Annotated in this window: 19 protein-coding genes and 2 pseudogenes; 11 read left to right on the top strand and 10 right to left on the bottom strand. The window is 48.3% G+C overall.

Annotated elements, in window-relative coordinates:
- Positions 1 to 23: 23 nt before the first annotated feature.
- From V0Z78_RS03885 to V0Z78_RS03875, 3 genes are all read right to left on the bottom strand, one after another.
- The gene (locus V0Z78_RS03885; RefSeq protein WP_336343310.1) at positions 24 to 644 is read right to left on the bottom strand and encodes a hypothetical protein; all 621 of its coding nucleotides are present in this window, start codon (positions 642 to 644) and stop codon (positions 24 to 26) included.
- Positions 631 to 963 carry a hypothetical protein gene (locus V0Z78_RS03880; RefSeq protein ID WP_336343309.1) on the bottom strand — a complete coding sequence of 111 codons (333 nt, stop codon included), beginning with the start codon at positions 961 to 963 and terminating at the stop codon, positions 631 to 633. Before V0Z78_RS03880 ends, V0Z78_RS03885 begins: the two co-directional genes overlap by 14 nt.
- A gap of 1185 nt (positions 964 to 2148) precedes the next feature.
- Positions 2149 to 3513 carry a hypothetical protein gene (locus V0Z78_RS03875; RefSeq protein WP_336343308.1) on the bottom strand — a complete coding sequence of 455 codons (1365 nt, stop codon included), beginning with the start codon at positions 3511 to 3513 and terminating at the stop codon, positions 2149 to 2151.
- A gap of 114 nt (positions 3514 to 3627) precedes the next feature.
- On the opposite strand from V0Z78_RS03875, the pseudogene V0Z78_RS18970 reads away from it, so the two are divergent.
- Positions 3628 to 3947: pseudogene (locus V0Z78_RS18970) on the top strand (NAD-dependent epimerase/dehydratase family protein); the annotation flags it as partial.
- Between the two features lie 188 nt (positions 3948 to 4135).
- Here V0Z78_RS18970 and V0Z78_RS03870 read toward each other — a convergent pair.
- Entirely contained in the window at positions 4136 to 5332 is a 1197-nt protein-coding gene (locus tag V0Z78_RS03870; RefSeq protein WP_336343307.1) for a CDP-glycerol glycerophosphotransferase family protein, read from the bottom strand.
- A gap of 196 nt (positions 5333 to 5528) precedes the next feature.
- Here V0Z78_RS03870 and V0Z78_RS03865 point away from each other — a divergent pair, with 196 nt between their 5' ends.
- Positions 5529 to 6227, top strand: a complete 699-nt coding sequence (locus V0Z78_RS03865) for an NTP transferase domain-containing protein (RefSeq protein WP_336343306.1) — start codon at positions 5529 to 5531, stop codon at positions 6225 to 6227.
- Between the two features lie 334 nt (positions 6228 to 6561).
- Positions 6562 to 6712, top strand: a pseudogene (locus V0Z78_RS18965) (NAD-dependent epimerase/dehydratase family protein); the annotation flags it as partial.
- Between the two features lie 315 nt (positions 6713 to 7027).
- Here the strand turns inward: V0Z78_RS18965 and V0Z78_RS03860 are convergent.
- Entirely contained in the window at positions 7028 to 8731 is a 1704-nt protein-coding gene (locus V0Z78_RS03860) for a hypothetical protein (RefSeq protein WP_336343305.1), read from the bottom strand.
- A gap of 221 nt (positions 8732 to 8952) precedes the next feature.
- Here V0Z78_RS03860 and V0Z78_RS03855 point away from each other — a divergent pair, with 221 nt between their 5' ends.
- The 4 genes from V0Z78_RS03855 (at position 8953) to V0Z78_RS03840 (ending at position 14931) form a co-directional block, all read left to right on the top strand.
- Positions 8953 to 10395 (top strand): sulfatase, encoded by a 1443-nt coding sequence (locus V0Z78_RS03855; protein ID WP_336343304.1) that lies wholly within the window; start codon positions 8953 to 8955, stop codon positions 10393 to 10395.
- Positions 10396 to 10798: 403 nt separating this feature from the next.
- Positions 10799 to 12325 (top strand): flippase, encoded by a 1527-nt coding sequence (locus tag V0Z78_RS03850; protein WP_336343303.1) that lies wholly within the window; start codon positions 10799 to 10801, stop codon positions 12323 to 12325.
- 307 nt (positions 12326 to 12632) lie between these two features.
- On the top strand, positions 12633 to 13790 hold the full coding sequence (locus V0Z78_RS03845) for a glycosyltransferase family 4 protein (RefSeq protein WP_336343302.1): 1158 nt from the start codon (positions 12633 to 12635) through the stop codon (positions 13788 to 13790).
- A gap of 1 nt (position 13791) precedes the next feature.
- Entirely contained in the window at positions 13792 to 14931 is a 1140-nt protein-coding gene (locus V0Z78_RS03840; RefSeq protein WP_336343301.1) for a glycosyltransferase family 4 protein, read from the top strand.
- 8 nt (positions 14932 to 14939) lie between these two features.
- On the opposite strand, the gene V0Z78_RS03835 is transcribed toward V0Z78_RS03840, so the two are convergent.
- On the bottom strand, positions 14940 to 16085 hold the full coding sequence (locus tag V0Z78_RS03835; RefSeq protein ID WP_336343300.1) for a glycosyltransferase family 4 protein: 1146 nt from the start codon (positions 16083 to 16085) through the stop codon (positions 14940 to 14942).
- A 1036-nt stretch (positions 16086 to 17121) separates the two neighbouring features.
- Between V0Z78_RS03835 and V0Z78_RS03830 the strand changes: the two genes are divergently transcribed.
- Entirely contained in the window at positions 17122 to 17883 is a 762-nt protein-coding gene (locus tag V0Z78_RS03830) for a hypothetical protein (protein ID WP_336343299.1), read from the top strand.
- A gap of 608 nt (positions 17884 to 18491) precedes the next feature.
- On the opposite strand, the gene V0Z78_RS03825 is transcribed toward V0Z78_RS03830, so the two are convergent.
- Entirely contained in the window at positions 18492 to 19637 is a 1146-nt protein-coding gene (locus V0Z78_RS03825) for a glycosyltransferase family 4 protein (protein ID WP_336343298.1), read from the bottom strand.
- A 349-nt stretch (positions 19638 to 19986) separates the two neighbouring features.
- On the opposite strand from V0Z78_RS03825, the gene V0Z78_RS03820 reads away from it, so the two are divergent.
- Positions 19987 to 21432 carry a sulfatase gene (locus V0Z78_RS03820; protein WP_336343297.1) on the top strand — a complete coding sequence of 482 codons (1446 nt, stop codon included), beginning with the start codon at positions 19987 to 19989 and terminating at the stop codon, positions 21430 to 21432.
- Positions 21433 to 21444: 12 nt separating this feature from the next.
- Here the strand turns inward: V0Z78_RS03820 and V0Z78_RS03815 are convergent, their stop codons facing one another.
- From V0Z78_RS03815 to V0Z78_RS03805, 3 genes are all read right to left on the bottom strand, one after another.
- On the bottom strand, positions 21445 to 22665 hold the full coding sequence (locus tag V0Z78_RS03815) for a glycosyltransferase family 2 protein (protein ID WP_409338668.1): 1221 nt from the start codon (positions 22663 to 22665) through the stop codon (positions 21445 to 21447).
- Positions 22666 to 22905: 240 nt separating this feature from the next.
- On the bottom strand, positions 22906 to 23925 hold the full coding sequence (locus V0Z78_RS03810) for an O-antigen ligase family protein (protein ID WP_336343295.1): 1020 nt from the start codon (positions 23923 to 23925) through the stop codon (positions 22906 to 22908).
- 153 nt (positions 23926 to 24078) lie between these two features.
- On the bottom strand, positions 24079 to 25164 hold the full coding sequence (locus V0Z78_RS03805; protein WP_336343294.1) for a DUF1616 domain-containing protein: 1086 nt from the start codon (positions 25162 to 25164) through the stop codon (positions 24079 to 24081).
- A gap of 330 nt (positions 25165 to 25494) precedes the next feature.
- On the opposite strand from V0Z78_RS03805, the gene V0Z78_RS03800 reads away from it, so the two are divergent.
- Both V0Z78_RS03800 and V0Z78_RS19210 read left to right on the top strand, forming a co-directional pair.
- On the top strand, positions 25495 to 25902 hold the full coding sequence (locus V0Z78_RS03800) for a hypothetical protein (RefSeq protein ID WP_336343293.1): 408 nt from the start codon (positions 25495 to 25497) through the stop codon (positions 25900 to 25902).
- A 111-nt stretch (positions 25903 to 26013) separates the two neighbouring features.
- Complete coding sequence (locus V0Z78_RS19210) at positions 26014 to 26613, top strand: hypothetical protein (RefSeq protein WP_336343292.1); 600 nt, start codon at positions 26014 to 26016, stop codon at positions 26611 to 26613.
- Positions 26614 to 26934 lie beyond the last annotated feature (321 nt).

The raw sequence follows: 26934 nt of genomic DNA, 5'->3' as shown, positions 1-26934 counted from the left end.
CGACGGGCTGGAAGACGGCCATCTCAGGCGCCCCTGTTCGGTCGGTCGCTACTTTCGGCGAAAGCGTTCTCTCTGGTTGCTTCCTCGCCGGTCTCGGCTTCGTAGAGCTGCCAGAGGGCCTCCGGGACATCGTCGCCGGTCGCGACCAGGCGTTTGTTCGCGCCCTCCTTGGTGCCGCTGCCGTCCTGCAGCTCGAAGCAGTCCCACTCGGTCGCAAGTGCTCGGAACGCGTCGCCAATGGTTTTGTGGGTGAACTCAACGCCAAGGCCGTGGCCCATGGTGATCACCGTCGGGACGTCGACTGATCCGCCGCCCATCGGGTTCGTCCCGCGATCAATTTGGCGGAGCACCTCGTTGCGCGCGCGACGTTTCGCGCGTTCCTTCTTGGTGCCCTTTTGTTGGTTGCGCTGAGCGCGGAGTTGGGCCTCAAGGCGTTGGACCTCGGTCTCGAGGGTGTCGATGCGCTCAACGATCGCATCGACCTTCGCGACTGGATCGGCATCGGTGGGGGCGTCGCTCAGCCCATGAAGCAGGCGACGGACGGCGGCCATCTCGATCGATCCCTCGCGGACCATCTCGCGCTCCAGTCGGTCGAGCCGGACGTCGGTCGCCTCGTCCGCGATCGATTCGTTAGAGCGTGGCACGACCATCCTCCGGGGCGCTTTGAGCGACGCGTTCGATGCCGAGCAGCGTCAGCGACGTCCGCTGAGTCGTGGCATCCATCGTCAACCCGAGTCGGCCCTCGGCTAGTAGCTCAGTCGCGCCGAGCGTCGGGTCTTCGATTGTCGATCGACACGTACGGCAGTACAGGCGTGGGACGGACCACGACTCGTCACCGGCGTATTGAACCGCGTAGGCACTGACCGTGTCACCCTCTTGGAGGGCGGTCTTGCAAAAGCTACAGCGGGTTTCGGCGAGTTGGAAGCCAGTGAGCAGTTGTTCGACGGGTGCGGTGACCAGCATTATCGGCGCACCTCGCAGTCGGGTGCGTGGAAGCGCTCCTGATAGAGATCCCGCTCACGGATTGATTCGCGCCGGCAGGACGTACACCGCCAGTACGTGGTCGCGTTCGGAATCGTCGGCAGCTCCCAGTGGGGACCACTGATGTGCTGCGCGACAGTGGCTGCTGGAGCGATACTGTTTTTTGATGGTGGGTTGCTAGGACTCATTGCTTCTCCTGATCGGGGAAGCGCGGTCCGGTGTGACACCACCGGGCCAGTTCTACTTACTGGCGATACCGCGCTTTACAGCTCATAGTAGGAGGGATGCTCTATAAAACTTTGTGGTACAAGTGTTCCTTTCGAACACTTCTATTAAGTGTGTCCTAGTAAGTAGATAGAGTACACAAGGATGAAACCAGACGCAGTTGAATAATGGCTAAATGAATACCCCTTCCGATCTTAACGATACTGACAGAGAAATCCTTACGCTGCTCGCTAAAGGGCGAGAAACGAGAGGATCATTAGCTGATCAGATCGACAAACACGAGAATTATATTGGAGAACGTCTGAAATGGCTACGGGTCTATAATTTAGTGCGCTACCACCACAAAGAAACGGGATTGTATGAAATTTCGGATAAAGGTGAGGAATGGATTTCAAAGACCGTCGCGTAGATTAACTTGAAAGTTCATGAGAAGGCGGTCTGAGAGCCAGAAATTGACTCCCAGGAAGGAGTTTGGTGGGTTTATTCAGCGTACTGAACAACAATGGGAGCGTACGGATCAGAGATGGTCACTGTTCGGCTGTAGTGAAAATAGAGAATAGCCAGCTGCTACCTACAACCGAATGAGTTACCCCATAGCCCTGTCCCGTACCACTCTACGGGCTGCCATTTCACTAGTGCGATCGAAAGCGATGTTGACTCCAAAAATTAGGAGCCCATAATCCACCTAGACCGAGAACGGAAACTGGACCCCGTTCAGACGGCTATCCATAGCACGCTACGATGTTCTCTTCGACGAATGGTCATTTATGAGCCGTCAAACACAGCTATGAACAAATCGCCCACGCTATTTTCGAGTTCCACTTCGACAAAACCACGGTTTGAGAATCGGAAGGTTCTGACTATGGAACCAAATTACAAGGTGGTGTCGTCTTCAGCAAGCCCGGTACAAAGAACAGTGATGGGTGGAGATGGCTGAAGCCGCTAATCCTGTCGGTTTCCCTTACCACGTTCCTGTCCGCCTCCTCGGCCACGCCCCTGTCCGCTCTGCCGTGGATGGTTGGCCACAAGTGACCAGGGTTGCGTGAGAGTCAACCCACCGGCGTCATTGGACAGTTGCGCCCGAACGTACGGTTCATGTGCCTCCCGGAGCTTTATCCTCGACCCCGTCTCCACCACGTCGCCCTCACTCACCCATTCAATCGTGTCAGCGTGCTCTGCGGCGATCGTGATCATCCCCGCGTTGTGGTTGATGTCGATCGATATTACGTGTGGAACTGTGGGTGGATCCTCCGAATCCGCGTCCCACGGCGGGCGTTCGTGGGCGAATAATTGGCCATTGATAAATGCATCCGCTGCCGAGATACGCGTCCCGTGTTGGTCCGACAGATCGAACTCCCCACTATTCAAGAGGATCGTTGTCCACCGCGTGTCGACATAATCACCGACATTGAATCCGTAAAGGCCCGGGTCATCGACGCCAGTCGCCCACATTGGCCGTTCGGGGGCGTAATGCGAGAGGAGGTTATCCCATAACGTAATGTCCTGAAGGTTCCCGCCACGGGAGGGAGAGCTCTCCTTATTGAGTACTTCTAATCCGACTAATCCATCCTCGTTCGACCACCGATCGAAGTCCGGTACGTATCGATCCCAGTCCGCGTCCGGGTCGTCATAATACCGGAACGGATGGCCCATGACCACGATACCGCCGTTCTCCGACGGGACATGGTCACCCGTTTCGTTCTCAATAACGTCTTCGATCTTTTCATGTCTCGTCGCCTGATAGCCTCTTCCATGAGAGAACGTGCTAAAAATAGATGAGACGTGTTCGTCGCTACCGGCTATTTCTGCGCCAGGGAACGAGACAACACCCATTGACGCAGGGTCGAGATTAATTGGATCCCGGTACCCGCCCGGCGCGTCAGAGTAGTCGATCGATTCGTAGTCGGTCCACGGCCATGCCATTGGGTCATACCCCTTATCCGCAGTGGCAAAGATCGTGTATTCCTCGCCGTCGGGAAGCGTGTTGCCGTTATCGCGGTCCGTCCCTGAGCCTTGGTATAGTTCGGCGACGGCCGACGGCCCGTCGTGATCGCGCGACGAATCACGGAACCGGTGACTGTGATTGTGGAACTCGCTCTTGTGATATTCGACGCCGTCCCAGTCGATTTCCTCGTATGGGTCGTCTACGATCTCGATTCGATGTGGCGGGCCGCCGTCGTGATCGTCTTTGTCATGTGCCTTTCCTGGGGTACTGCCGACTATTGTAATGAACCCTCCGGCGATCCCACCGAGTATCCCACGGCGTTTGATGGCATCCCACTCAGTTGTTGCGCTTTCATTCCTCATGGATTCGTATCTGAATTCGCTCCATAGCTATATAGAATCTTGTAATTATAATTATTTTAATAAATCATTAGGTTTGCAGTATTCTTTCTCGGTCTTAAACATTGAGTCTGTAGGAATGGGAAAGGTGTTCTCGTCACGGGTGGTGCCGGTTTATCGGCTCCAATTTCGCCAATCACCCCGTGGAGGATAACGAAGTCATGTCATCGCTGATGACTATCTTGGAATAGCAGAGAATCTGAATACTGGAGTTAAATTCACAAAAAATGTTCTCAGGAGTGACCTGCCACCGATGTAACGTCGTCTTTCACCTTGTCACACTATCCTCGTACGCGATACACGAGGGCGATCCTACGAAAGGCGCACGCGTCACCGTCGAGGGGTTCGTCAACACGGTTGAGCAGCCGTGCAACGGTAGTTGCGATACCGTGGTTTTTCCTCAACTTCTGCTATCTCCCCTGACTACATCGATAACCTAATTCCTGAGTCGGTATACGTCCACAACACCTGTGTGGACTACTCGAAGATCAACAAGCCGGCCGGCAGGGAACCAGAAAATCGATTTCGAGAAAGGTATTTTTTTTTTAAATTTATTAGAATACGGACAGCTTTAGTGATCTTAAGTTCATATGTCAAGCTTGTTTCTTATACTCTGATAAGTTTCTTCCGAGGGTATTAGTTCACTATTTGTATAATATTCTTCTCTCATCTCTTCTCGGATATCTTGATATTCATCTGCCACTCTTTTCTTGGTGATCTCCGCGATGAGTGCAGGAATGGTTTCAACCACAGGACCGGGAACATGCTGATGATAATCAAAGTACATTCCATGTGTTTCTTCATACTCTTCAGCGTCCGGGGCGAAAAAGACGATTGGCCTGTTCAGAAGTAGATAATCATAAAATATTGAAGAATAATCAGTGATCATTAAATCGCAAAATCGTAAATATGGGTATATATCACCCCCAGTTTTAAGAGTCGAAATATTACTGTATGAATCTGAGACAGATTGAGTAGCTCTCATTGGATGGAGCGAGATATAAAGATGAGCATCAGACTCACTCAAACCGTCATTGAGTTCTTGAAGGCTACGATTTTCCAAAAAGTGATCTACAGCATTGATCTCTCCTTTCCGATTCTTTCGAAATGTAGGCGTGTAGAAAATCGTTTTTTTCGACTGGTGGACTTCTTTCACTTCTTGTAAAAATTCGGAGTTGATTTCTATATCTTGGCCATTGACAGTTTTAAAAAACGGATCTGTTCTCGGATAGCGACCGACTATTGCATGAGACTTGGTAAGCCGAAATGCACTTTTAAATAATTCGAACGGTTTTCCCATGCTTGTTGTTAGAAATAACCTGCGCCAGACTAGATCACCATATCTATGAATAAGAGAAGATGATTCGTCTGGGTCATCCTCATTCATTGTTTTTAATGGTATCCCATGGTGTAGAAATACTAAATTTGATCGGAAGAGATATCTCCAAAAGTTTGGCCCATGAGTGCTAAAAGAAGCGCCGGATCGTAGTAGATAATATCTCCCCTTTAGACTACTAGCATTATAGGCCTCAAAGCCGCGTTCACGCAGTCTTGCTACAATAGAGTCGGTTGAAGAAATCCAGATATTGCGTATGTTCTCTTTATTTTCACAGTGTAGATACAGATATTTGCTGTTCCCATCAAATCGTTCACCTTTAGCTGATTCAAAGGTCCAAAGATGTGGTATTCTTGGAGAAATAAATGATAATAAAACGATGAAGGGATCGTAGATCGAAACTTTCTCTATTAACTTTTTTAAGTCGGCTAGTAATTTCGTCTCCATCTACTCACAATTTTCAATTTCTATGATATATGTTTTTCTGAAACTGAAATATTCTTCACATATTATGGGATGTTCTATAAAGCAGATGTTAGACATATAGTCATAGAAAATATTACTAAAGCAGGGATAAATAAATGAGTTTAACGAGCTCAAAATTCCGTTAGTTATATATCTTGCTATGGACTTCGGAAATTATATGGAAGCTATCATCTTAGGAGCAGGCGAAGGAAGTAGGATGGGGGATAAGACCTCAAATAGGCCGAAGCTTTTCTTAGAGATAGGTGAAGAGACTATTTATCAGCATCAACTATCAAAAATTGACTTATATTGTGACAAGATTACTATTGCAATTGGACACGGCTTTACAGACGGCACTAATCCAAAAGATACGTTCAATATACCCTCACAACTAACTGCGAATGTCGAGTTCATAGTAATCGATGATTGGGAGAATCATGAGAATGCTTACACTGCGATGAAGGCGCTGCAAGGAAGTCATGACGATATAATGTTGATTTGTGGTGATGTTATATTCACTCAGTCCACTATCGATCAGATTGTTAATAAATTCTTGGGATCGCATAAAGGGATAGGGGCAAATTCAGTGGGGATTGTAGAGGGTCTCCAAGATGAGATGACCGCAGTACAAATCAACGATAATGGTGTAATTGATAAATACGGGGCGATTGAAGGCCATCAAGAAATAGGAGTATTCATACTGAATGAAGCACATATAGCTGACGCAATAGAGATTCTGAAAGGCAACCTGGACTACTGGTTTCCAGTTATTTTCGAACAATTGCCATCTCGTCCAGTGTTCGTCGATGAGAATAAAAGATTTGAAATAAATAAGCCTGAACACTTGGAACAGGCACAGAAGATGTTTTCTGATTAGTGTTGATCAATAGAATAGGAGACGAATAGAAGATGAAGATCTATCTGATATCATCAAAGTTGAGGACAGCAAAGACCATAAACCAGCGATAATTCGTAATACGAGATTAGAGGATACTTCCTCCATCAGCGATATGGCACTCTACGTTAAAAACGCACCAGCAACGTGTTAATGGCTAACCAGAGAATGGCGTAGACAGGATTATCAAGCTCCAAATTATGCAACTGCGGCAAAGGATACGCGCATCACCTAATTTTTAACATTAGTAGATGGATCTGAAGACCGATCTCCTGATCGATGTAGACGTCATCTTCACCTCGCCACACTGTCCTCAAACACAATGTACGAGGACTCAAAGCTCGCCTAGGAACGCTACGCAGAGTACTTCGCCGCTCACTACGACATGTCAATGGGCGGAATGCGATTCTTCTCGGTCATCAGGATTACGGTGGAGCCGAAGGGCAGAAGGCGAGTACGCGAACGTGTCGCCTAGTTCGCCGACGACACCCCTTTCCTATAATGGCGAAGACACTCCCGTGTACCAGTTCAAGCATTGATGAGTAGGTTTGAGTCGAGTCAATGTTTGATGATGGAGCGAGACCATATGTCTCCCAATACCTGCGCCGAGATCAGTGAGAATCTCACGAGGTTTAAGGCGACGATGACATCGAACTCCTCCGGTCGTCTGACGAAATCCATGCTGGCCGTGTCCACGAGCAGTCATTTGACCTAGACGTCAGAGTCTTCCTGATGAACCTCGTTTACGGTATCGTCCCAGAATACAGTTATATCATACGCCATTAATTCTCGTGTCTATATGTCTCAGTTTCACCACTATCGTATACTTGGTGGTAATTTGCCTCAAGTGCCTCTTGTGGATCCCAGGTAAGGATGGCCCAACTTCCGCCCTGTAGCCGGTAGACCTCAATATCTCGGTAGGTGACATATGGCGGCTCCTTATCAATCAGCGTTGCATTACCCAACTCCTCCTCAAGGACGCCTGGATGCCACGGTTGGGCGACTGTCTCCATCGCAATACGATTGTCATTTTCCACTGGAACGCGGGGGTCAGCAACGAAATCAGCATAATATCGGTCGGCGGATACTGGCTCGTTGATATACGCTCTCTCAAACTCCTGAGTTGCGATTTCTTCGTTATTGAGGTACATCCGAGGAGTATCGGGATAATCAGGGTTCGCTGTAACCGCACCGAACTGTGCGACAACCACAACCACGAGAATCCCGAGCGCCGCAACACTTCGCCATCCCAGCGAATTCGTTTGACTGGATTGGTGGAGATATCGACCAAGCCATAGCGCAATGCCAATAGCGAAGTACAACTCCCCATATAATAACGGTCGGCTACTTCCTCCGACCAGTGGTGTCATAGCTCCCATACCTGTCAACCAACCAAGAACTAAAACGGCTGACAGCAATACCGCCATCCCAGGGAGAGTCTGCTGCCGAATCTCACGAATGAGCAATGCAACTCCAGCGAGTGCTGCGGCAACGAATAATAGTAGGTGGAGATTATGAATAACGCTAACTACTGTGGAATCAACTGCCGAAACGGCGTGGGATGACTCTGTTGATGATTCCAGTCCAAACTCTCCCCTTAGTATTGATACAATTAACCCGCCCCCGAGTCCGACAACCTTTCCGGCAAAGGCAGTAAGTACTGCCCATTGGACAGCCAGTGTGGCTCCAACCAAGGCAGTAAGTCGGCGGATGCGACGTTGGTAAATGTTACTAACGCGCAGTACATATGATCCGACAGTAGCTGTCGCCAAGATGAGTGTGAGGACGAAGACTGGTAATTTATGAGCAAACGTTAGCGCAAGGACACACCCACCAAGCGTGACAAAGAAGCGGAAATCATCTGTACGAAGGTAACAGAGTAACGACCAGACACTGATACCAAGCAAGGGAAGCGAAATGACTTGTGTGATCGGGGCCATCCCAAAATGGAGCGAGGCTGCCCCAACTGCCGTAAGCAGGGCCATAACCTTGACCGATTCTGCGGAGACGTCTGTATAGGATCGCCACCCGATAGCAATAGCAAGCATCGGCACCGTAATACTAACGAGGAGGGGATAGACAACAAGAGCATGGTCCGCCCTCAGATCCATGAGAATCGCTGCTGTTGCGGTAAGGATGTTAAATAGGGCAGCTACTGAGTAAAATCCATTCGGCATGTTGTCAATCGTTGCAGTTTCAACAATCCATTGGACCTGGACGGCCTGTGCCTGTGGATCAATGCTGATCAGGCTAGGTGCAAGACTGAAGTGCCCGACACGATAGGCGGCTCCGAGCCCGATCACCAAACCTAATGTGGTTACCACTGTCGGACCTCTCTGATGAACGACAGCGAACAGAATCGCCACTGCACCAACAGCGCCAAAGATCGGAAGCGCAGGCCAGAATGTCCCGGTCTGATGATACCCAAGGACTCCCCCCGAGAATAACACACAAAGAATAATCGCACATATCTTCCCAACACGCATAATTACTTGTTCTCAGCGACCAATATCAAGATTACGACACTCTACGCTATATTATTGCCAGTGAGATCATGACTGGTGTTACTCTCAATATCCTCAGCATGTACCAACCCGAAGATACTGTGATGAGATGTCAATGCCGGTTCCGAACGGGTCTTCCGAACTGAGCCACAAGTAGATGATGTCAGCGTAATTGTTTTCACACCCCAAACCATTGCTGTGGTATGGCAGATAATATTCTACTCATCGTGGCCGATACCGCTCGGGCCGATATTTTCTATCAGTTGCTTGATTCTGGGCACCTCCCTAATGTTCAATCATTAATTGGTTCGGGATGTCAATATAAGCGGGCAATTAGCCCAAGTCCGTGGTCATTACCCTCACACGCGAATATCTTTACTGGCCGTCTGGCAAGTGACCATGGTGCTCATGCTGGCAATAAACGATTCGATCCTACTACTCCGACTATAGCTGAATTACTTCGTGATGGCGGATATCGAACAGCAGCACTATCGGGCAATATCTGGATCAGTCCTCACTTTGGTTTTGAGAGAGGATTTGAACAGTTTTCGATGAAATATGATCGGCTATGGAGTGGGGCGGATCTCTCATCCACTGTAAAAGCCGGCTCATTCCGCGAAAGGGTTGAGAAGTTCGCCGAAAGTGTTGGTATGAAGACAGCATTCCCGACACTTGTCAACGGGATATATAGCAAGTATCAGCTTCGAAAACAACACAAGGGGGGACCCAACACGACCCGCCGCACGCGGGCCTGGATTCGACAGCACGGAACAGACGACAAACCCTTCTTTTATTTCCTGAGTTATTTAGAACCTCATTTGGAGTATCGCCCACCAGAGCACCTCACAGAGCAGTTCTTGCCGTCCGATATCCACTACGACGAGGCGATGAGTATTAAACAAGAACCATGGCGATATATCGCGGGTGATGTCAAATATTCCGATCGAGAGTTTGACGCACTCAGAGCGCTCTACAAAGCGACCCTTGTATTCGTGGACGAGCAGATCGGTGCCCTCATTGATGAGCTCGAATCACAGAGCATCCGGGATGAAACGACAATCATCGTTGTCGCCGACCATGGGGAGAATATTGGCGACTATGGTTTAATGGACCATCAATACTGTCTCTACCAGACACTTGTACAAGTACCACTCATTATATCTGGTTCAGAGTTTGATACGGACCCTGTCCTGGATCTCGTCTCCACGAGAGACCTCTTTCCGACTATTTTAGATATCGCCGGCATTGAGCCGCCTGATCACGCCGGAATCTCGCGAAACAGCCTTATCGATAGCGACCGGGAAGTTGCGATTTCAGAATATCTCGCACCTCAACCCTCAATCGACTCCCTTCGCAAGCGTGTTGGGGCTGAAATTCAATCTGATCGCCCTCTCGATAGAACCTACCGAGCAATTCAGACTACTGAATGGAAACTCATTGAAGCCTCTGACGGCAGTGTTGAGCTCTATAACCTCTCTCAGGATTCTCAAGAGATCGACGAGTGTAGCAATGAATATCCGGATCAAGTCGAGGTACTTCGAGACGAATTAGAGGAACGTGACGTGCCAATTTCACAACAGGAAACCGGGGAGATACTAGCTGACGAGAGGACCCAACAGAGACTTGCAGATTTGGGCTACATCTGATCTCATCCGCAAATCATTCAGGGTAGTCTAAACAAGGGTCTAGAGTATCGATGAGCGAGCGGAACCCTGTCATGATCGTTATTTTTCGATACTACCCTGAGATTCATCTGTGAACATGCTCATTACCCTCTGAGTACGCGCGGTGCACAGAAAGACCATACATCCGTTGACTAGTGGCACCGCTGCTTTCAGTGGAGCAACAGGCTACTCCGGCTCTTCCTTTTCGTACTTCACAAAGAAGCAACGAACAGTTATCTACAGTTCCGTTTGGTTCGCACCTTCTACCCAAAATCTACACTTTATTTATCTCTTTCAATTATTACCAATATTTCCCCTCTTAAGGGGCAACTTATTGTGAGACGTTTATATTGCTTGGTCAATTCCATTCCATGAGGGCTATAGGATGAGTGATCAATCTGCTCTCTCAAAGTTAGCTGGAAGTGCGCTACTTATTCTCCTCGCAACGATATTTGGGAGAGGACTGGGTTTTGTTGGAGAGGTTATAATCGTTCGTTCATTAGAGCCCTCGGTCTACGGACAGCTCGCACTCGCTTACACAGTGGTGTCTTCGCTCGCAACACTTACCCTCGTTGGGATTCATGAGGGGGTGACTAGACAGTTCTCTGCGACGTCTTCTAGTACACAGCGTATTCGAATTGTCTGGACAGGATATAGTATTCTTCTTGTCTCAAGTATCGTTAGTATCCTCGGTATCTATCTCTTGCGATGGCAACTAAGCAGTATCATGGGAGAGGATCATCTCTCGACGACACTATTGCTGTTTCTCCCATATCTGTTTGTGTATCCCCTGTGGCAAGTTTCCAAAGGGACGCTTCGAGGACAACAACGAACTCTTCCTGTGGTGATTTCTAATGAGTTCTCTGGTAGATTAACCGCAATTATATGCCTAGGGGGATTCATACTGCTTGGCGAAACCTATTACGGGCCAGTAGTATATTGGATCGGTTATCCACTGATCTCAACGCTTGTAGCACTATACTTCATCAAGAAAAGCGTAGAAACTCAACAACTTGTAACTGCACTTCCTGACGCCGAAACGCTTCGCAAATTGTGGTCGTTTTCATGGCCTCTTGCAGTCGGGTCGAGTGTCTTCTTACTATTGAGCAATCTTGATATCCTCATGATTGGGTATTTTCTAGAGTCAGAAAGTGTTGGTTTCTATCGATCCGTGCAACCCCTTAAACAGGTGGCAACGTTCGCACTTGGTTCATTTACATTCCTCTTTCTTCCGTTAGCCACAGAACATTACGCAGACAGGAATATAACTGAACTCGATGAGTTGTTTACGGTTTCGACGAAGTGGGTCCTTATAATCACTCTCCCCCCGCTTATTGTCTTTGGGTTCTTTTCAACTGATATAGTCCGGGTATTCTTTGGCAGAGAATATCTCCCTGCAGCACCGGTATTGAGTATTCTAGTTTTAGGTCTTTTGTCGCGTGCTCTAAGTGGACTAGACGGTGATATGGTGAAGGCAATCAACCGGCCTCGAATTGAACTATATGCAGCAATTCTTGGGATGCTTGCGAACTTCACTCTTAATATTCTTCTCATACCAGTGTATGGAATTACTGGGGCAGCTTTAGCGACGGTTACAGGTTACATTGTCTATAATACTGCTGAACTGATCTGCATTTACCGACTTGTAGGCGCAACACCTTTCTCATTAAATATTGTGAAGTATGTCGCTACAGTTCTCCTATTAGGGATGCTTGCTTCAGTCCTGATTACCCCTGCACTCAGCCTCATCGGATTAGCTGTCCTCGGGATCTGTTTCACTCTGATTCAGCCGATTGTTTTGATTCTCACGCACAGTGTGGAGCCTGCAGATCTCGCTCTTCTTGAAGACGTAGAATCCAAGATCGGAAAGGACCTCAAACTGCTAAAGCGGTTGGTCAAATACGGGCTTTAATCATCCAACTCACCAACGGTACATTCAGAAGAGTGAGGGTTGTGAACGGAGAACAATAGTCTGATTAAGTCCTAGTTTCAAGTTTAAACTATGCTACCAGTTTCGAAGAGTAACATGATATTAACATCGAAGGTAAATAGAGAGGGTGGCGGATTTTGTGGGAAAGCGAAGAAACAACGGCCCGTCTCCTTTCCGCGTACCCTGATACGCGAGAAGGCAAAATAACAGACACAACCACATCTATAATGACTCAAGACCAGCTAGAAATACTGGATATGAATAACAGAATCCCCGAACATTCAAATAAATGAGAGTAGCATTTATTACGTCTGGATATCCACCGGTGAGCCCCGGTGGAGCTGGACGGAGTAGTAAATTAATCGTTAATTCTATTCGAAAGCAAGGAATAGAAACAGATGTCTTTGCTGTAACAGGCAATAAACGGTCAATAACTAATCAAGATAATCAAGTATATCAGCTTCCGGGTGGCGATGCCTATCCAATCCCTAAGGCACTCGCAGAAAATGTAGGAACTCATACTCACTTGCCCAACATGTCTAAATATGATATCGTTCATGTATACAATGTCCGGCATCTTCCCGCTTGTGTTCTCCGAGCAGAGTCACCAGTGCTGGCAACATTCAATAACTACATGTGGGTAAACATCAATCCCGAACAGCATCTTCGGGAGGGGTTACCAGAATACAATTTGTACACGGCACTTCGATATGCCCGATTAAGAGGATGGAAAGGTCTCACCAGATTAGGAGTCGAGATCGTAGGAAAGCCATTAGCTAAGCAAGCAGACCATTATACAGTTCAGACAGAGGGTATGAAAAAAGTAGTAGAAAGAAGTGGATATGATGCTAGAAAAATGTCGGTAGTAGGAAATATTCTAGACAATAAGTTTGATGTAGAACCAAAAAACGAAAAAAAGATTGTTTTTATAGGACGGTTCAGAGACACTAAGTCACCAGATAGGGTGATACGCGCGTATTCTCACCTTCCCCCGGAATTGAAAAATGAATGGAGCTTAGAGATGTACGGGGATGGGCCAATGAAAAAGGATCTTAAGAAGTTAATCAAGGAAGTGGGATTAGAAGGAGTAAGTTTAGAGTACTGTCCGTATGACGCTTTACCAGAAGTTTATAAATCAGCTGGATTACTCATTCATACGTCTACCTACACAGAGCCGTTTTCCCGGACCTGGTTAGAAGCGATGGCATCTGGAACACCAATAATTTGCTCTCGGAATCCGAGCTCGAGAAGTGTACTTGATGGAATAGCGAAATTTTATGATCCGTTTTCCGATGCAGCGTTGGCTCAGACGATCGAGTCAACAATATCTAATCCACAAACACTTCATACAATGAGCGAAGCAGGCCAAGAAAAAGTAAAAGAGTATACTACTGATCGTATTTCTAAACAATATATCAGTATATATGAGAGCTTACGGAGAATTTGATATGGATGTCTTAGTACTAAATAAGCGTGGCTGGGAGCACCCGCGATCAGGTGGTGCAGAGAAAAATATGTATGAGCTATTTTCTCGTCTTGCTGGTCGTGGCCACAATATCACAGTACTCACCAGTGGATATCCTGGTTGCAAGAAGGAAACAACTGTTGATGGAATGCAGATGCGTCGAATTGGGTCCGGCTTTTCACTTCCGCAACCGCTAGATACACTACTAGCGTATTTTGTGGTAACCGCCTATTTTCACTATTATCAGTTCACAAGAAACGTAGATGTGGTTTACTACAGTCATTCACCGTTGCCTTGGCTGCTTCTCACTCCGCATCCAACGGTAGCAATATATCATCATATTGCTCTAGATTCTATCTTTGAGACCCACTCATTTCCCTTCAACTATTTGGGATATTTAGCGTATAGGATTGGAATATACCTCGAAAAAGGTTCTACAACGATCTGTGTAAGTAATAGCACTGCCGAAGTACTGAGAGCCTATGGTCATGATCCCTCAAATATAGAAATAGTTAGAAATGGGATAAATATTGATAAGTTCGATTACAAACCGCTTCAAAATACTAGTAGCGAGCCAAAATTGCTCTATCTAGGCGGCTTAGACGGGTACAAAGGAGCAGACCGACTACCAGCAATACATGAAACGGTAGAACAACTACGCAATGAGCAGGTTCAGCTAAATATTGCTGGACGAGAAGGCGATAAAAGTGACGTTGTAAAACAGTACTGTAATAATACACAATCGGCCGTATTTCACGGCTTTGTTTCAGAAGAAAAGAAAATTGCACTCTTAGAAGACGCATGGCTACTAGTAGTGCCAAGTCGAGTAGAAGGATGGGGAATGGTAGTTATTGAGGCAAACGCCTGTGGAACCCCTGCGGTAGGTGCAGACATTGGCGGTTTGCAGGAGTCGATCCGTCATAACGAAACCGGTATCCTTTCAGATGCGTCAGATATCAGTGAATTTTCCAGATCGATCTCAATACTTCTGGATTCACCAGACGATATCCAAAAAATGGGGACTAACGGTAGGACCTGGGCAGAGAAGCATTCCTGGACGGAAGCAGCAGACAGGGTAGAAAAGATCCTTACAAGAGTTGCGGGATCAACAATGACGAAATAATCTGAAGGTCATCGTCTATCGTTGATAGAAGGTTCAGCAAGAGACTGTAAAGCAGCAGTAGTAGCTCGAACAGTCGATTCCCAAGTATAACCTTGGTCACGAATTACTTCCCGTCCCTTCTTTCCAAGTTCATCTCGTAGCGTATCATTATTAGCCAACGAGAGAATAGCGTTCGTATATCCATCAATATCACCGGTGGCAACTGTAGTGCCGCCGGCCTCAACTAGCTCCGAAATTTGATCTAGATCACTGGCGATAACTGGAGTTTCAGATGCAAGCGATTCAAGAACAGTGCGGGGGACCCCTTCAGATCTACTCGGTAAGATCAATAAATCCGCACTACGCAGTATGGATGGCATTTCATCATAATCTCTAATTCCGAGATACGTTACAGAGTCTTCTAACCCATAGTCAGCTACGGTTTGTAAGAGTTGATCACGAAGGGGACCATCACCACAGATATAAAGGGTACAATTGAGATTAGATCGGTTGCGAATATTTCGAAGCGCACGTACTGCATCCGTGGGACGTTTTCCCTCGTTCAGTCTTCCGACGAACAATAGTGAAATGTCTTCATCCCTCTTAATCAAACCTGATCTATCACCATCCGGATTAAACTTCGCTGTATCAATACCATTAGCAATGATTTTTATTTCATTCTTTAACCCAAGGGAACGTAGACGCTGTTCTTCTTCTTTTGTATAGCAAAATACCATATCCGATGAAGAGAATGTGAACTTACCTACCGTATAGAGATGAAATTTTGCAATGAGCGGTGAAACGCTCTGAGAAATCAAGGAATGGTTCGTAATAGCTAAGGGAGTGTTTCTGAAATGACGGTATACTGCTGCTAAATTACTTAAGAAGTAAAAATGAGCATGAGTGTGGACGACATCGTATTCCTTCTGATTAGAGACATGATTTATTGAATCAATAGATATTTCATTTCCGAATACACTAAACACAGTCGGTGACTTAATAAGAGTATATCCATCTCTAGTGGATTTTACTGTATCTTCTATCTCAGAAGAAAAAGTAACAACGGTAACGTCATGTCCCATATCAGCTTGATCTCGGCTCAGAGCATGAGCATGGTAGGCACCACCGCCAGTCACATCAGGGTAAATCTCCTGAGAGAGTCGGAGTATCTTCATTTATATTGGTTCCTACTGCTATTATAAATCTGCATTCGAGGAACCTTATGCATAGAAATAGATACCCGGTAATCTGTGTTCTTCTTTTCGGATTTGCATTGTAGAGATAGTCTATCCTACATCTTTATCGCCAGTACCGTTTATCGTATTGGGTAAACACATCTGGTGCTGTTGATGATCTCTCACAAGCAATCTATGAACTAAAATAAATAATTCTAATGAATTTGGCCCTGCGATCCGGATATGGATAAGACAGTCTCCTGCCACGACCCCAGTTCGATACTGAGTCACAAATTCCAGGTATTGCTGTTCTAGGATGGCTAACGATTCAAGAGATGACTTTGTCGACTACTACTGCTATCCCCGAACTGAAGTATATTAAACAGGATTTGATTTCGCTGCATTAAGCCACTTTTGTCGCCGTTAACCTTGATTTGTTTTTAGTTAACCGTGACCTGCGATGGCTCTACCATCAGCGGATTGCTTTGGGATTTTGAAAGCGTGTGCATCAGCGCTAAATCATCCCGTAAGAGCGGTCAAGACCAAGTAAATCAAACACTGCGACGGCTTCTCGAAATGAGAGCCCTATCAATGGAAATGTACTCCGAACGTCCTGCCGGATACTCGTTCTCCAAATCTCTTCACAATTCAAGTCTAACGTTTCTCTGAGTAGGTTTGTGAGTTCCACGGATAGATCTCATAGGCCTGATCACTCTTCAAACACCCTGAACTAGACAGGGCAGATGAGAAGTCATCATATTTTCTACACAGAATTCAATTTTTTTATTAACCCATGGTCAGCCATCTATGAGGTTTTAGGTTGTAATAATACGCAAGATCCGACGGATCGAAAACTGTTTGACGGATCTTGTCTTCTGTGGAATGGGATAGAGTCTTAAAGGCATGATCGACATCAGAGTTATCAGTATTGTTATTTATATCGTCAACACCAACGGCAAGCATTTGGAGAGGATGGTAGATTGTATTTGGAGAATGTCAGATACGATCATCAATCTCAAGGAGAATAAATAATCCTATGGCCCCAACCATTCCCACGCCCGTCGAGAATCTCGGCTTTCGGCTTCTTAAGTCGAACCCACTCATCAATCGGGCAATCCGAAGCGTCTATGAACGCTGTATGTGGGTGTTCGTTGTGACGACGGCGTGGTGGCAGTATCGGGAGTATTCTGCTGTCCCCGATCCGCTAGAGCCTACCTGGGTTGACCCTCAGCGGATCGACTCGCTCATCACACATGGTAACCAGCCGCTATTTGGGTGCTACGTGAAGGGCGGTAACTGGGATCGCAATACCGAGGACCTTGAGGAATATTACGGATATAGATCGTTCGTACAGCATTTCGATCACGGCATCGACTGGGAGGATACGGAAGCGTACGCCATTGCAGAGGAACGGATCAACGAAGACGAGTATCGCGGGATCTGGGGTTATACCGACCTCAACGAGTTTGAGCGCAGTTTAGAGAAAACGGATCAACTCTATACCGATTTGCAGGAACACGGCTATCGCTCGCAACGTGAATTAGCTGACCAGAATGGGCGAATCGAGAATATTGGTGGCCTTCCCGTCGGGATCGACGAGGTACGCGTGGCAATCGGGCGTGACGGGGAGGTCATCTTTCTGGATGGGCGTCATCGATTTTTCTGTGCGCGGATCATAGAATTGGACGAGATCCCCGTCCGCATCGTCGTTCGACACGCTGACTGGCAGGCGTATCGGGACGCTGTGTTCACGGGCGAGGTTGAGGATGAAAACCATCCAGACCTCCGCGGGCTGTAGAGCAGAACGTTCATCAGATGTTATCATTCTATCGGGAGTACTGATAGATGTCACGGATCAACTCTTCAAACTGTACAACCAATCTGACTTCGGCATCGAAGTCAGGGATACCTGCAGCTGTTCAACCATTTCCATCTAGTGTTCGGAGGGATCTAAGGGTAGGACCTCTGCCCCTTCGCTGATAGCCATGCTCTCGCCAGCGCGTTCGCGTGGTTGTTGCCGAAGGAAATGACCAGCCCGGCGACCGCGATCGATTCGCCGGACACAACGCTCTCGTTAAACGGTGCCCCGTCGTCGAAGGTCAGTTCATTCTCCGGCCAGAAGCTGTCATCAAGTGTACTGACTCAGTCTACTCGAAGCAGATCCTTCGAGGTATACTTGCATCTGTCATATCATCGTTAGTTATAGTGAACAGAAGGATTCAGATGGCATAATTGTGGCATGAACCGAGCTAATTTACAAGCTGTTTCTATAATTCCACCGTCTTATCATCTATATCATCTTTATTGACTATTTTACCACGTTCAACACCAGACTCTCTTTCTACAAGAGACGAAGGAATATCCATTAATTTATCCGATAGGAGTCAATAAACGCACGATCATCGCCTACCTGTGAACAACAGAGTCATAGATGTCTAACACTGCCTTCGTTCGTTGCTCCCATGTATGGCTATTAGCAACCTGTTTGCGGGCCGATCGCCCCATTACAGCCAGCTGCTCGGGTTTCGCGAATAATTCCGAGATAGCCTGAGAAATGTCGTTAGGGCATCCATTAGTCAAGAGAATGCCAGTCTCACCGTTATCGACTATTTCTGAGACGCCCCCCACGGATGTTACGACCGGTGGCAGTCCGCAAGCCATCGCTTCAAGTACGGTAAGGGGCATTCCCTCGGTTGTAGAGGGGCGACAAAATACATCCGTCTGCTGCATTATTTCATTGACTGATTCCACGCGACCGAGAAATCGAACGGCGTGGTCAACACCGGATTCACGCGCGCAATGTTCGAGATGCTCGCGAAGCGGCCCTTCACCCACGAACCAAGCCTCGGCATCAGGGTGGTCTGCAAGAATGGCTGGCATCGCATTCAGCAATCTGACTGGTCCTTTATTCTCGATCAGTCGGCCAACAAAGAGAATTCGACGACTGGAATCCAATCCATTACTTGGCATGAACATCTCCGTATCGACGGCATTGGGGACCGAGTACGTCGCCCCCTTTGGTGCACCCATCGAAAGTGCGTGTTTCGCAACGGCGTTGCTCACACCGATACAAGCGTCGGCAGCACCCAACACGCCACGGGCAATTGTCCGATCGTACAGGCGAGCAGCCAATCCGCCGGTACCACCCATCGAATCCATCTTCCCAAGATGACACGTCACGACAAGTGGCGCCTTGGTCACTCGAACACTCTTCAGCAGTGCGCCTAATACGGTCGTGAAGAAGTATCGATTATGAAGGTGAACAATATCAGGATCCGCTGAGCGAATCAGTCTTGCGAGGTCGACCACGGCGCGTGGCGAAAGCTGCGCCTGCACTCCGAACGTCTCGGTCATTGAGAGAGTGTTTGACCGATAGACGTCAATACTGGGAGCGTTGGCCAGCAACGGCGTCGTATCGTCCATGAGTGAAAAGACAGTGACCTCGATCCCGCGCTCCGCATAGCCCCGCGCGAGATTCTCTACGACAGTCTCGACACCACCCCCGGACGGTTGAAGGTAGTCGCTGCACAGGAAGACGTGATCAACGCTCATTTATTAATCGACCAAGCGCTACAGATCATATAATCGACATCACCGTAACCGTAATCAAAATTGAAAGTTTCATGAGATAATTACTTCAGTCCGAGGTTTTATATGTTGTCTATTCACTATATTCTTCGTATAGTGGTGGTTGCAATAAGTATTTTGTCGAATCAGGCGTCTCTGAGCGTCGTATTCTGAATCGTTACTCCTTCCGTAAATTTTGGGATATTTTATATAGAACTGAATATCTGGTGATTTTTTCTTTCTGGAATTACATTCAATAGATAGTCAGTCTTACATCTTACCGCCAGTTATATCATTAGGTGCTTCGTTGATGTCTATAACTGGTAGTGAGAGTATGGGAAATAACATCATCTTATGTGTAATGGATACTGCTCGTGCTGATGATGTCCACTTCGTAACCCAGCATGAAAACAGGACGTTCTTTTCGTTTCTTGAGGAAAATGGGCAAAAGTATACAAACGCGTTCGCCCCGGCTCCCTGGACGCTTCCATCACATGGTTCACTGTTCACAGGGCGGTATCCGTCAAAGCACGGTGCTCATGCAGAGCATAAATATCTCGGTGACAGCTACAAGACAATTGCGGAAATACTACAAGAATCAGGATATAGTACAGTAGGAGTAACGAACAATGCTTGGATAACAGATGAGTTTGGATTCGATCAGGGATTTGATGAGTTTATTAAAGTATGGCAATATTTGAAAACTAATACGGATTTTGGAGAGATAGCCTTAACAAAAAATGGGATTGACCAGATAAAAGGAGCACTAAACGGACTGATTAACGGAGAGATACACAAAAATATCGTAAACGCACTGTACGGGCAGTATTTGTACCGGAGAAATGACTATGGAGCGGATAGAACAAATGCTCTCATTAGAAACTATTTAGAAAATAGAGATAACACAAACCCATTCTTCATGTTTATAAATTATCTTGAACCGCATTTAGACTATCAACCACCACAGAAATATGCAGAGAAGTATCTGCCCGACACTATCTCCTATGAGGATGCAATGGCTGTACCACAGCGCCCCTGGGAATATGTGACAGGGAATCTCGAAATGACCGAGCGTGATTTTGAAGCACTTAGAGGGCTATATCGAGGAGAGATCTCTTACTTAGATAGTAAACTCCTAGAGTTGAAACAGAATCTGCAAGAAGAGAATGAGTGGGAGAAGACGATATTTATATTGGTTGGCGATCACGGCGAGAATATTGGCCATCATAATCTGATGGATCATCAATATTCGTTATATGATAGTCTACTCCATGTACCCTTGATGATTTGTGGAGGACCATTCCAGAAGGGCAAAACGATTGAAGATCTCGTTCAAATACACGACATATATAATACGATTGTAGATCTCGTAGGGAAGGAGGTTAAAAGTGAGCAGAGTATTTCTCTTCATCCAGATAATGATGAAAGGAGAGATCAGATAGTTGCGGAGTATATGGGACCTCAACCGAGCATAGAGTCCTTAGAAGAACAGATGGATCATGTACCAGAGCGAGTCTATGCATATGACCGGCGACTCCGCGCTTTACGGACACAGAATTACAAAATAATCAGAGGGTCTGACGGATTGTCCGAATTGTATGATATCAGAACCGATCCTAAAGAACAAACAGATATCTATGAGGAGAAGAAGGATATATACGAGGAATATGCGGTCACACTGGATAATTGGTTAGCGTCATTCGAGCAGAATCAAGAATCCGGAGATGTAGACATATCTGGAGGTACACAACAACGATTGGAAGATTTAGGATACCTTTGAGTTCTTGATCCTTTAATCACTATTAACCATACTCAAGAAAAAGGAAGAAAAGGTAGTTTGGAGTCCAATAACGATCGCAGTAAACGCAGCAAGTGACAGAGGGGTAAAAGGCAATTCAGTAAATCCGGAGAGGATCCATTCACTGATTAGATAGATGGCAGTGATTGCGCCAATGGCGAAAATACCGATTCCGACTGCTGCTCCCCGCTCCAGGCCGATGTTTTCAAGCGCCCATGTTGTTATTGGATCAGTCGGTTTCTGAATAGGATCGCTGGTAACTGTGGCGAACACACCGAGAGTGATCACCTGATACCCGACGATCGTTAATAGACTACCAGCAATCATGGAGTGAACACCGGGAGTGATACCTGAGATAGAAACTCCAATAGTTGTGATCCCCATTATCATAAGACCACACACACTCAAAACAAGCCCTGGTACAGAAAACAGATATCCCGGCGCGTTCACGAGCATGAACCGGACGTGGCGCCATCCGTCTTTGAAGCTCTCAAGATTCGCCTCACCCTCGCGTTCATGATACGTGATCGGAACCTCAACGATCTTCATGTCCTTCGCCCCGGCCTCCATGATCATCTCGCTCGCGAATTCCATACCATCTGTCTTCAGATTGAGCGCCTCCAACGAGTCGCGCCGAATGATTCGAAAGCCGCTGTGGGCGTCGCTAACGCCGGCGTCGTAGAAGACATTCAAGAATTTCGTGAGTAGTGGATTGCCGAGGTATTGGTGTAAGGGAGGCATGGCGCCAGGCTTGATCTCGCCGCCGAGCCGGCTTCCCATAACCAGATCAGCGTCCTCCTCCTCGAGTTTTTCGAACAAGCGTGGAATATCCTCGAAGTCGTAGGTCGTGTCGGCGTCCCCGATCACGATGTACTCCCCGCGGGTGCGCTCGAAGGCGTACCGGTACGCGTACCCGTAGCCCGGCTGGTCGGGCGTGACGACGATCGCCCCCATTTCCTCCGCAATCTCGGAAGTACGATCGGTCGAGCTGTCGCTGACGATGATCTCAGCTGGAAGACCTAATCGCTCAATCGAGGTCCGGATCCGATCAATACACTTGCTGATTCCTTCTTCTTCGTTGAGCGTCGGCATTACGATGCTCAACTGTGGGGTAATAGCACTGTTCGCCCCTACGAGGAGTTCATCGGCAGACGCCTGTTCGACGGGTAATTGATCAGGTACGGCTCGTTGTCTCGGTTGATTATTACTCGGCATTAATTGATTAGAATGGTGCTATATTTCAGAGGGATTCGTTCGGTAGTGATTCCGTTAGTAATCGAACTGATCTCTTTGCCCCCAATCTAGAATTTCTAATACCTCCCCCCATGCTCATCTCCTCCATAGACCTCCAGAGACGAACTAGCACGAAAGTATTTTCGTATAAACATGTATGTGATAGGTATGTAATTATGCAATTTCACTCGATTTACTAAGTTCCAAGACGATTTGTTTAACTTAGTTACGCAGTCCAAGACCGAGATAGAGACCGAGAAACACCGAAGTCATACTCAACCCACCCAACGTTACCGACTCAAAGCACATATGGACGAGAATGGCCGTTAACGTCCCTACTACGTACAGATCCCACGTTGAAGAGACGATCCAGAACGACCGAAGTGCTCCGTATCCGAGTGCGAGGAGATAGACGGTCCCAGCGATGACACCAGTATTTAGCAGAATGTGGATGTAGGAGTTGTGCGTGCCCGCGGGATTCGGCCAGTCACTGTACGGGTAGATCTCTGCAGCATTATCCTTGAACCCAATGCCGACATATGGGTCGTCCTGCAGACGGCGAATCGATGCTTCCCAAAGCAATACTCGGCCCGTCAGTCCGGATTCTAGCAGGGTTTGGAGCTGTCCCGTCCAGAGCATCGCCCCCGCGCCGAACGCTCCAAGGATCAAGAACCCGGCCAGAGCATACAAACTGTAACCAGCAACTAATACGAGCCCCCCCGCTCCAACACCGACGTATGAGGCATCACCGTCACTCAGTACGAGCCCAACGAATACAACGACGAGACAAAGAGCCCATACCGGCCTACGTTCCTCTAGGTAGACGTACAGCGTACTCAGAAACCCGACCATCATCATGAACCCATACGTGTTCCAGTAGTCGAACAGGGAGATGATTCGGTACCCCTCGTAACCAAGAACGGAATCACCCACGTAGGTGAATAGCTCCTGCTCGGTTCGGGTTTCCATCGCCAGCATCGCCACCCCAATGATCGTGAGAACGACGCTAAGCACGACGATAAGCTTCGTAAAGAGCATTCGGTCGTCCTCGATGAACTCGGGGAGAACGACAACGGTTGCGCCGACGGCGATCGGCGTGACGAGGACGTACAACAACAGAGGCTCGGTCCTCGTCACGAGGTAGTTTCCGGCAAGCAGGAGCCAGTACAGCCCGAACAGTCCGAGAAACACGCGATCCGTTCGGACGGGAACACCAACCAGAACGCCGTATCCGAGCGCCACTACCAACATCGACCCCGAAATCACGTACCCAGTCTGCGAGGGAAGAAACCAGACGGTAACACAGATGCTTCCCAGAACGCAAAGCAGGGCGATCATCGGGCGAACCCATTGTGGTCTATCTACCATTCGGGATAACCAGTTGTACGAACCATCTTATTCACTCGTTTCATTCGCACTACTCGCCTCAGCGTCCTCAACCGTGATCCAGAGATGGACGGTCCGGTACGCATTGTCCTCCATCGGGTTTTCCGGAACGTCATCGACGTACAGCAGGTACATCAAGCGCAGGTCCTCGCCGGTCGTTTCGGGCGTTACCTGATGTTCGTGGTGCCACGTCTCGTCGTGCTCGAGCTGTGTCCGGAAGGTATCGAGGCGCTCGCGGTTGCGGACGGTAACATTCGCGCCAGTCTCATTGGTAGCGTTGGCATTAGTCTCGTTGCCCTCGCTTGCAGTCCGTTCGACCTCCTGGAGTTGGACGATGACGGTGTAGTCGGTCGTCTCATGTTCCTGATTTTCGATCCCGACGATCAGGGGTTGGGACTCACCCGCGACGAACTCCGTCGGGTAGTCATCGGCGACGAGTTCGCCCTCGGCGTTCTCGGTCAGGAGGTAGAACTCCGAGAACGATTCACCCTCTTGGGGAACGGCAACGGCGTACGCGACACTGCTCATCGCGAGCAACAGCGCACAGACGAGAAGGACGTTCAGCACCATGTCAGTCCTCGTTTCGGGCTGGAAGAGCTCCGACCTCGTCGTCGCGAGCCAGTTCCGGTAGGGAACGGTAAATCGCTCCTCAGCGGGTAACGACCACCGACGGACGGCTGCGACGGTCGATGCGACGATCGTGAACCCGCCGACCGAAAGGAGGATCGGACCCAGTCGGATCCCCCAAGGGGTGAAGTTCAAAAGGAGGCCGATGAGCGGCACGATCGCGATGCTCAGTCCGAACGACAGCGCGGCTCGCTCGATTCCGTCGATCCCCGAATCATCGACCGACGACTCTTGAGGAGCATCACTCAGCGTGGACGCCTCGGGAAACAGCGCGGCGACGAGTGCGTAGCCGGGACAGAACAACACGAAGAGCAATCCGAAACCGATTCGAAGCGGCGTCTCACGAATACCAGGGACGGTCGCAACGAGGATCGTCAGGACGGTCAGCACGAGTATCGCAGCGAGGTCGAATGGAAGTCGCCGGACCGACTCGGGAAGCAGTAACCAGAACGTCCGTCCTCGACCCATTGCTATCAGTTATTGAACGAGATGATAAAAACAGATCGGTCTACCCGATATGAAAATTGTTTTACATTGTGTGATTCGGGCACCGGTGAATTGCGCAACGTTGCTCGGTGAGGTACCGTACGGTCTGTGCTGTCAGTGTTCTCACCGTCCATCCCACTACTGCTATCGTCATCGGATCGAACACTCTGCCTGGAATTGTATACAAGGCTTATCACAATCGGTGAAAAAGTGATCTAGATGACCAGCAAACACGGAATGAGCAGCTGATCGGTCACATCGTTCAGACGAACAAATACAACATTAGCTCCTTATGCATATCCATAACAAACGATGGTGGATGATCGACACCGAGCGATCCACTGCCACGATCCTCTTATGTCATCGCCGCCATCACACGATCCAGAGAAATCGGAACCCGACCGGGAAGAAGTCCTCTCGATCATTGCGGATGCCAGTCACAACGTTTGTAGCCAGACGAAAAAACGCGAGGTCGCGATCTCCGAGGACAAGCCTATGTTGATTAAGTGGTACCGAACGCTTGCTACCCTCAGCGGGCAGTATCGAAAGCTCCAGAAGGACACCGATATCGGCGAGATGAAGAGGACCTGGAGCTGTTACAGGAAGCCACCCCCTGGAAGACCAAGAGGGACACCGATGAGCAAACATCGTCTCAAGAACGAGATAAACGAGCTAAGCGACGACATTCTCCGTGATCTCAATCCCGAACAGCGGCTCTAGCTCCTGCTGGGGCATAGGCGAGCAGGACAAGCAGCGGATCACCCGCCTCGTCAAGACCAGACCTATCCCTGATACGACTACACGGCGACCAATCACGCGTTCACCGGCCGAGTGCAGCTGGCCCGACAGGTCGCTCAACTAGTCTATGAACGCCATACGAGATATTTTCACTACGAACTCACACAGCAACAGCAGCGCTATACCTGGATGGTCAATCGCGAACGGAATGAGGAGCCGTCGGACGAGGAGCTCGACCGGACGTGCGAGCGGGCCGATGAAATACGGGAGTCGTTCGCCGAACTCTACACTGACTACCATGCCTCTCAGCGGTGCGCAACCGAGATCCTCAACGTCGATCCCGAAACGTGGCTGGCGTTCCATCCCGAGGGACCTACCGTCTTCGAGGTCGTTGCCGACATGATCGACGATCAACGGGAGATCGAACTTGCGAATCGTATCTCAACGAATCAGTCGCCGATCTTCGAACGAGTAGTTGAACCGGTCGAAGCGCTTGTTCTGGCCGAAATAAACGATGTGGTTGGTCGCGCTCGCGACACCGGGAGTGGCTCCGAGGCCGAGAGCGAGTGCTCCACTACAGCTACCACAGGTTTTGAGGAACGATCGGCGTTTCACTCCTTGGCTGGGTGCGACAGCAGCGGCTATTTCTTGCTCTGGGTCCTTTCGATCAACCTTCATTGCGAGATCTTATAAACTCATCATTATTACCGATATAGATCGTTGCTGCGATTTGTCGTTAACTGTCCAACAACGATCTAAACACGACTGTTACTGTAGTCACCTTATATAAAGCGCTCTGAGAACATATACTTATGTATACTATCGATTCAAGCGACAATCATCAATTAGCCTCTCATTCGAGCCATTCATAGATCTCTCTGATTTGGTTTATTTATGACGGTGTGATCGCCTCGGACTCGAAAACAACTACCTCCATGGGACTACTCTGGATACATCTGTATAGGAGGGCAGATATTCGCCGCGAGTAAACATAGTTCGGATTCACCGAGGTGG

This window comes from Halalkalicoccus sp. CG83, from assembly GCF_037081715.1.
Taxonomy (GTDB): domain Archaea; phylum Halobacteriota; class Halobacteria; order Halobacteriales; family Halalkalicoccaceae; genus Halalkalicoccus; species Halalkalicoccus ordinarius.
Note: the sequence above shows the minus strand (reverse complement) of the source record. Positions and strands in the feature narration are given on the sequence as shown.

Bases quoted from the DNA above. Each gene is read 5' to 3' on its own strand.
- V0Z78_RS03880 (WP_336343309.1), bottom strand. From the start codon at position 963: ATGCTGGTCACCGCACCCGTCGAACAACTGCTCACTGGCTTCCAACTC.
- V0Z78_RS03875 (WP_336343308.1), bottom strand. From the start codon at position 3,513: ATGAGGAATGAAAGCGCAACAACTGAGTGGGATGCCATCAAACGCCGT.
- V0Z78_RS03870 (WP_336343307.1), bottom strand. From the start codon at position 5,332: ATGGAGACGAAATTACTAGCCGACTTAAAAAAGTTAATAGAGAAAGTT.
- V0Z78_RS03865 (WP_336343306.1), top strand. From the start codon at position 5,529: ATGGAAGCTATCATCTTAGGAGCAGGCGAAGGAAGTAGGATGGGGGAT.
- V0Z78_RS03860 (WP_336343305.1), bottom strand. From the start codon at position 8,731: ATGCGTGTTGGGAAGATATGTGCGATTATTCTTTGTGTGTTATTCTCG.
- V0Z78_RS03855 (WP_336343304.1), top strand. From the start codon at position 8,953: ATGGCAGATAATATTCTACTCATCGTGGCCGATACCGCTCGGGCCGAT.
- V0Z78_RS03850 (WP_336343303.1), top strand. From the start codon at position 10,799: ATGAGTGATCAATCTGCTCTCTCAAAGTTAGCTGGAAGTGCGCTACTT.
- V0Z78_RS03845 (WP_336343302.1), top strand. From the start codon at position 12,633: ATGAGAGTAGCATTTATTACGTCTGGATATCCACCGGTGAGCCCCGGT.
- V0Z78_RS03840 (WP_336343301.1), top strand. From the start codon at position 13,792: ATGGATGTCTTAGTACTAAATAAGCGTGGCTGGGAGCACCCGCGATCA.
- V0Z78_RS03835 (WP_336343300.1), bottom strand. From the start codon at position 16,085: ATGAAGATACTCCGACTCTCTCAGGAGATTTACCCTGATGTGACTGGC.
- V0Z78_RS03830 (WP_336343299.1), top strand. From the start codon at position 17,122: ATGGCCCCAACCATTCCCACGCCCGTCGAGAATCTCGGCTTTCGGCTT.
- V0Z78_RS03825 (WP_336343298.1), bottom strand. From the start codon at position 19,637: ATGAGCGTTGATCACGTCTTCCTGTGCAGCGACTACCTTCAACCGTCC.
- V0Z78_RS03820 (WP_336343297.1), top strand. From the start codon at position 19,987: ATGGGAAATAACATCATCTTATGTGTAATGGATACTGCTCGTGCTGAT.
- V0Z78_RS03815 (WP_409338668.1), bottom strand. From the start codon at position 22,665: ATGCCGAGTAATAATCAACCGAGACAACGAGCCGTACCTGATCAATTA.
- V0Z78_RS03805 (WP_336343294.1), bottom strand. From the start codon at position 25,164: ATGGGTCGAGGACGGACGTTCTGGTTACTGCTTCCCGAGTCGGTCCGG.
- V0Z78_RS03800 (WP_336343293.1), top strand. From the start codon at position 25,495: ATGGTGGATGATCGACACCGAGCGATCCACTGCCACGATCCTCTTATG.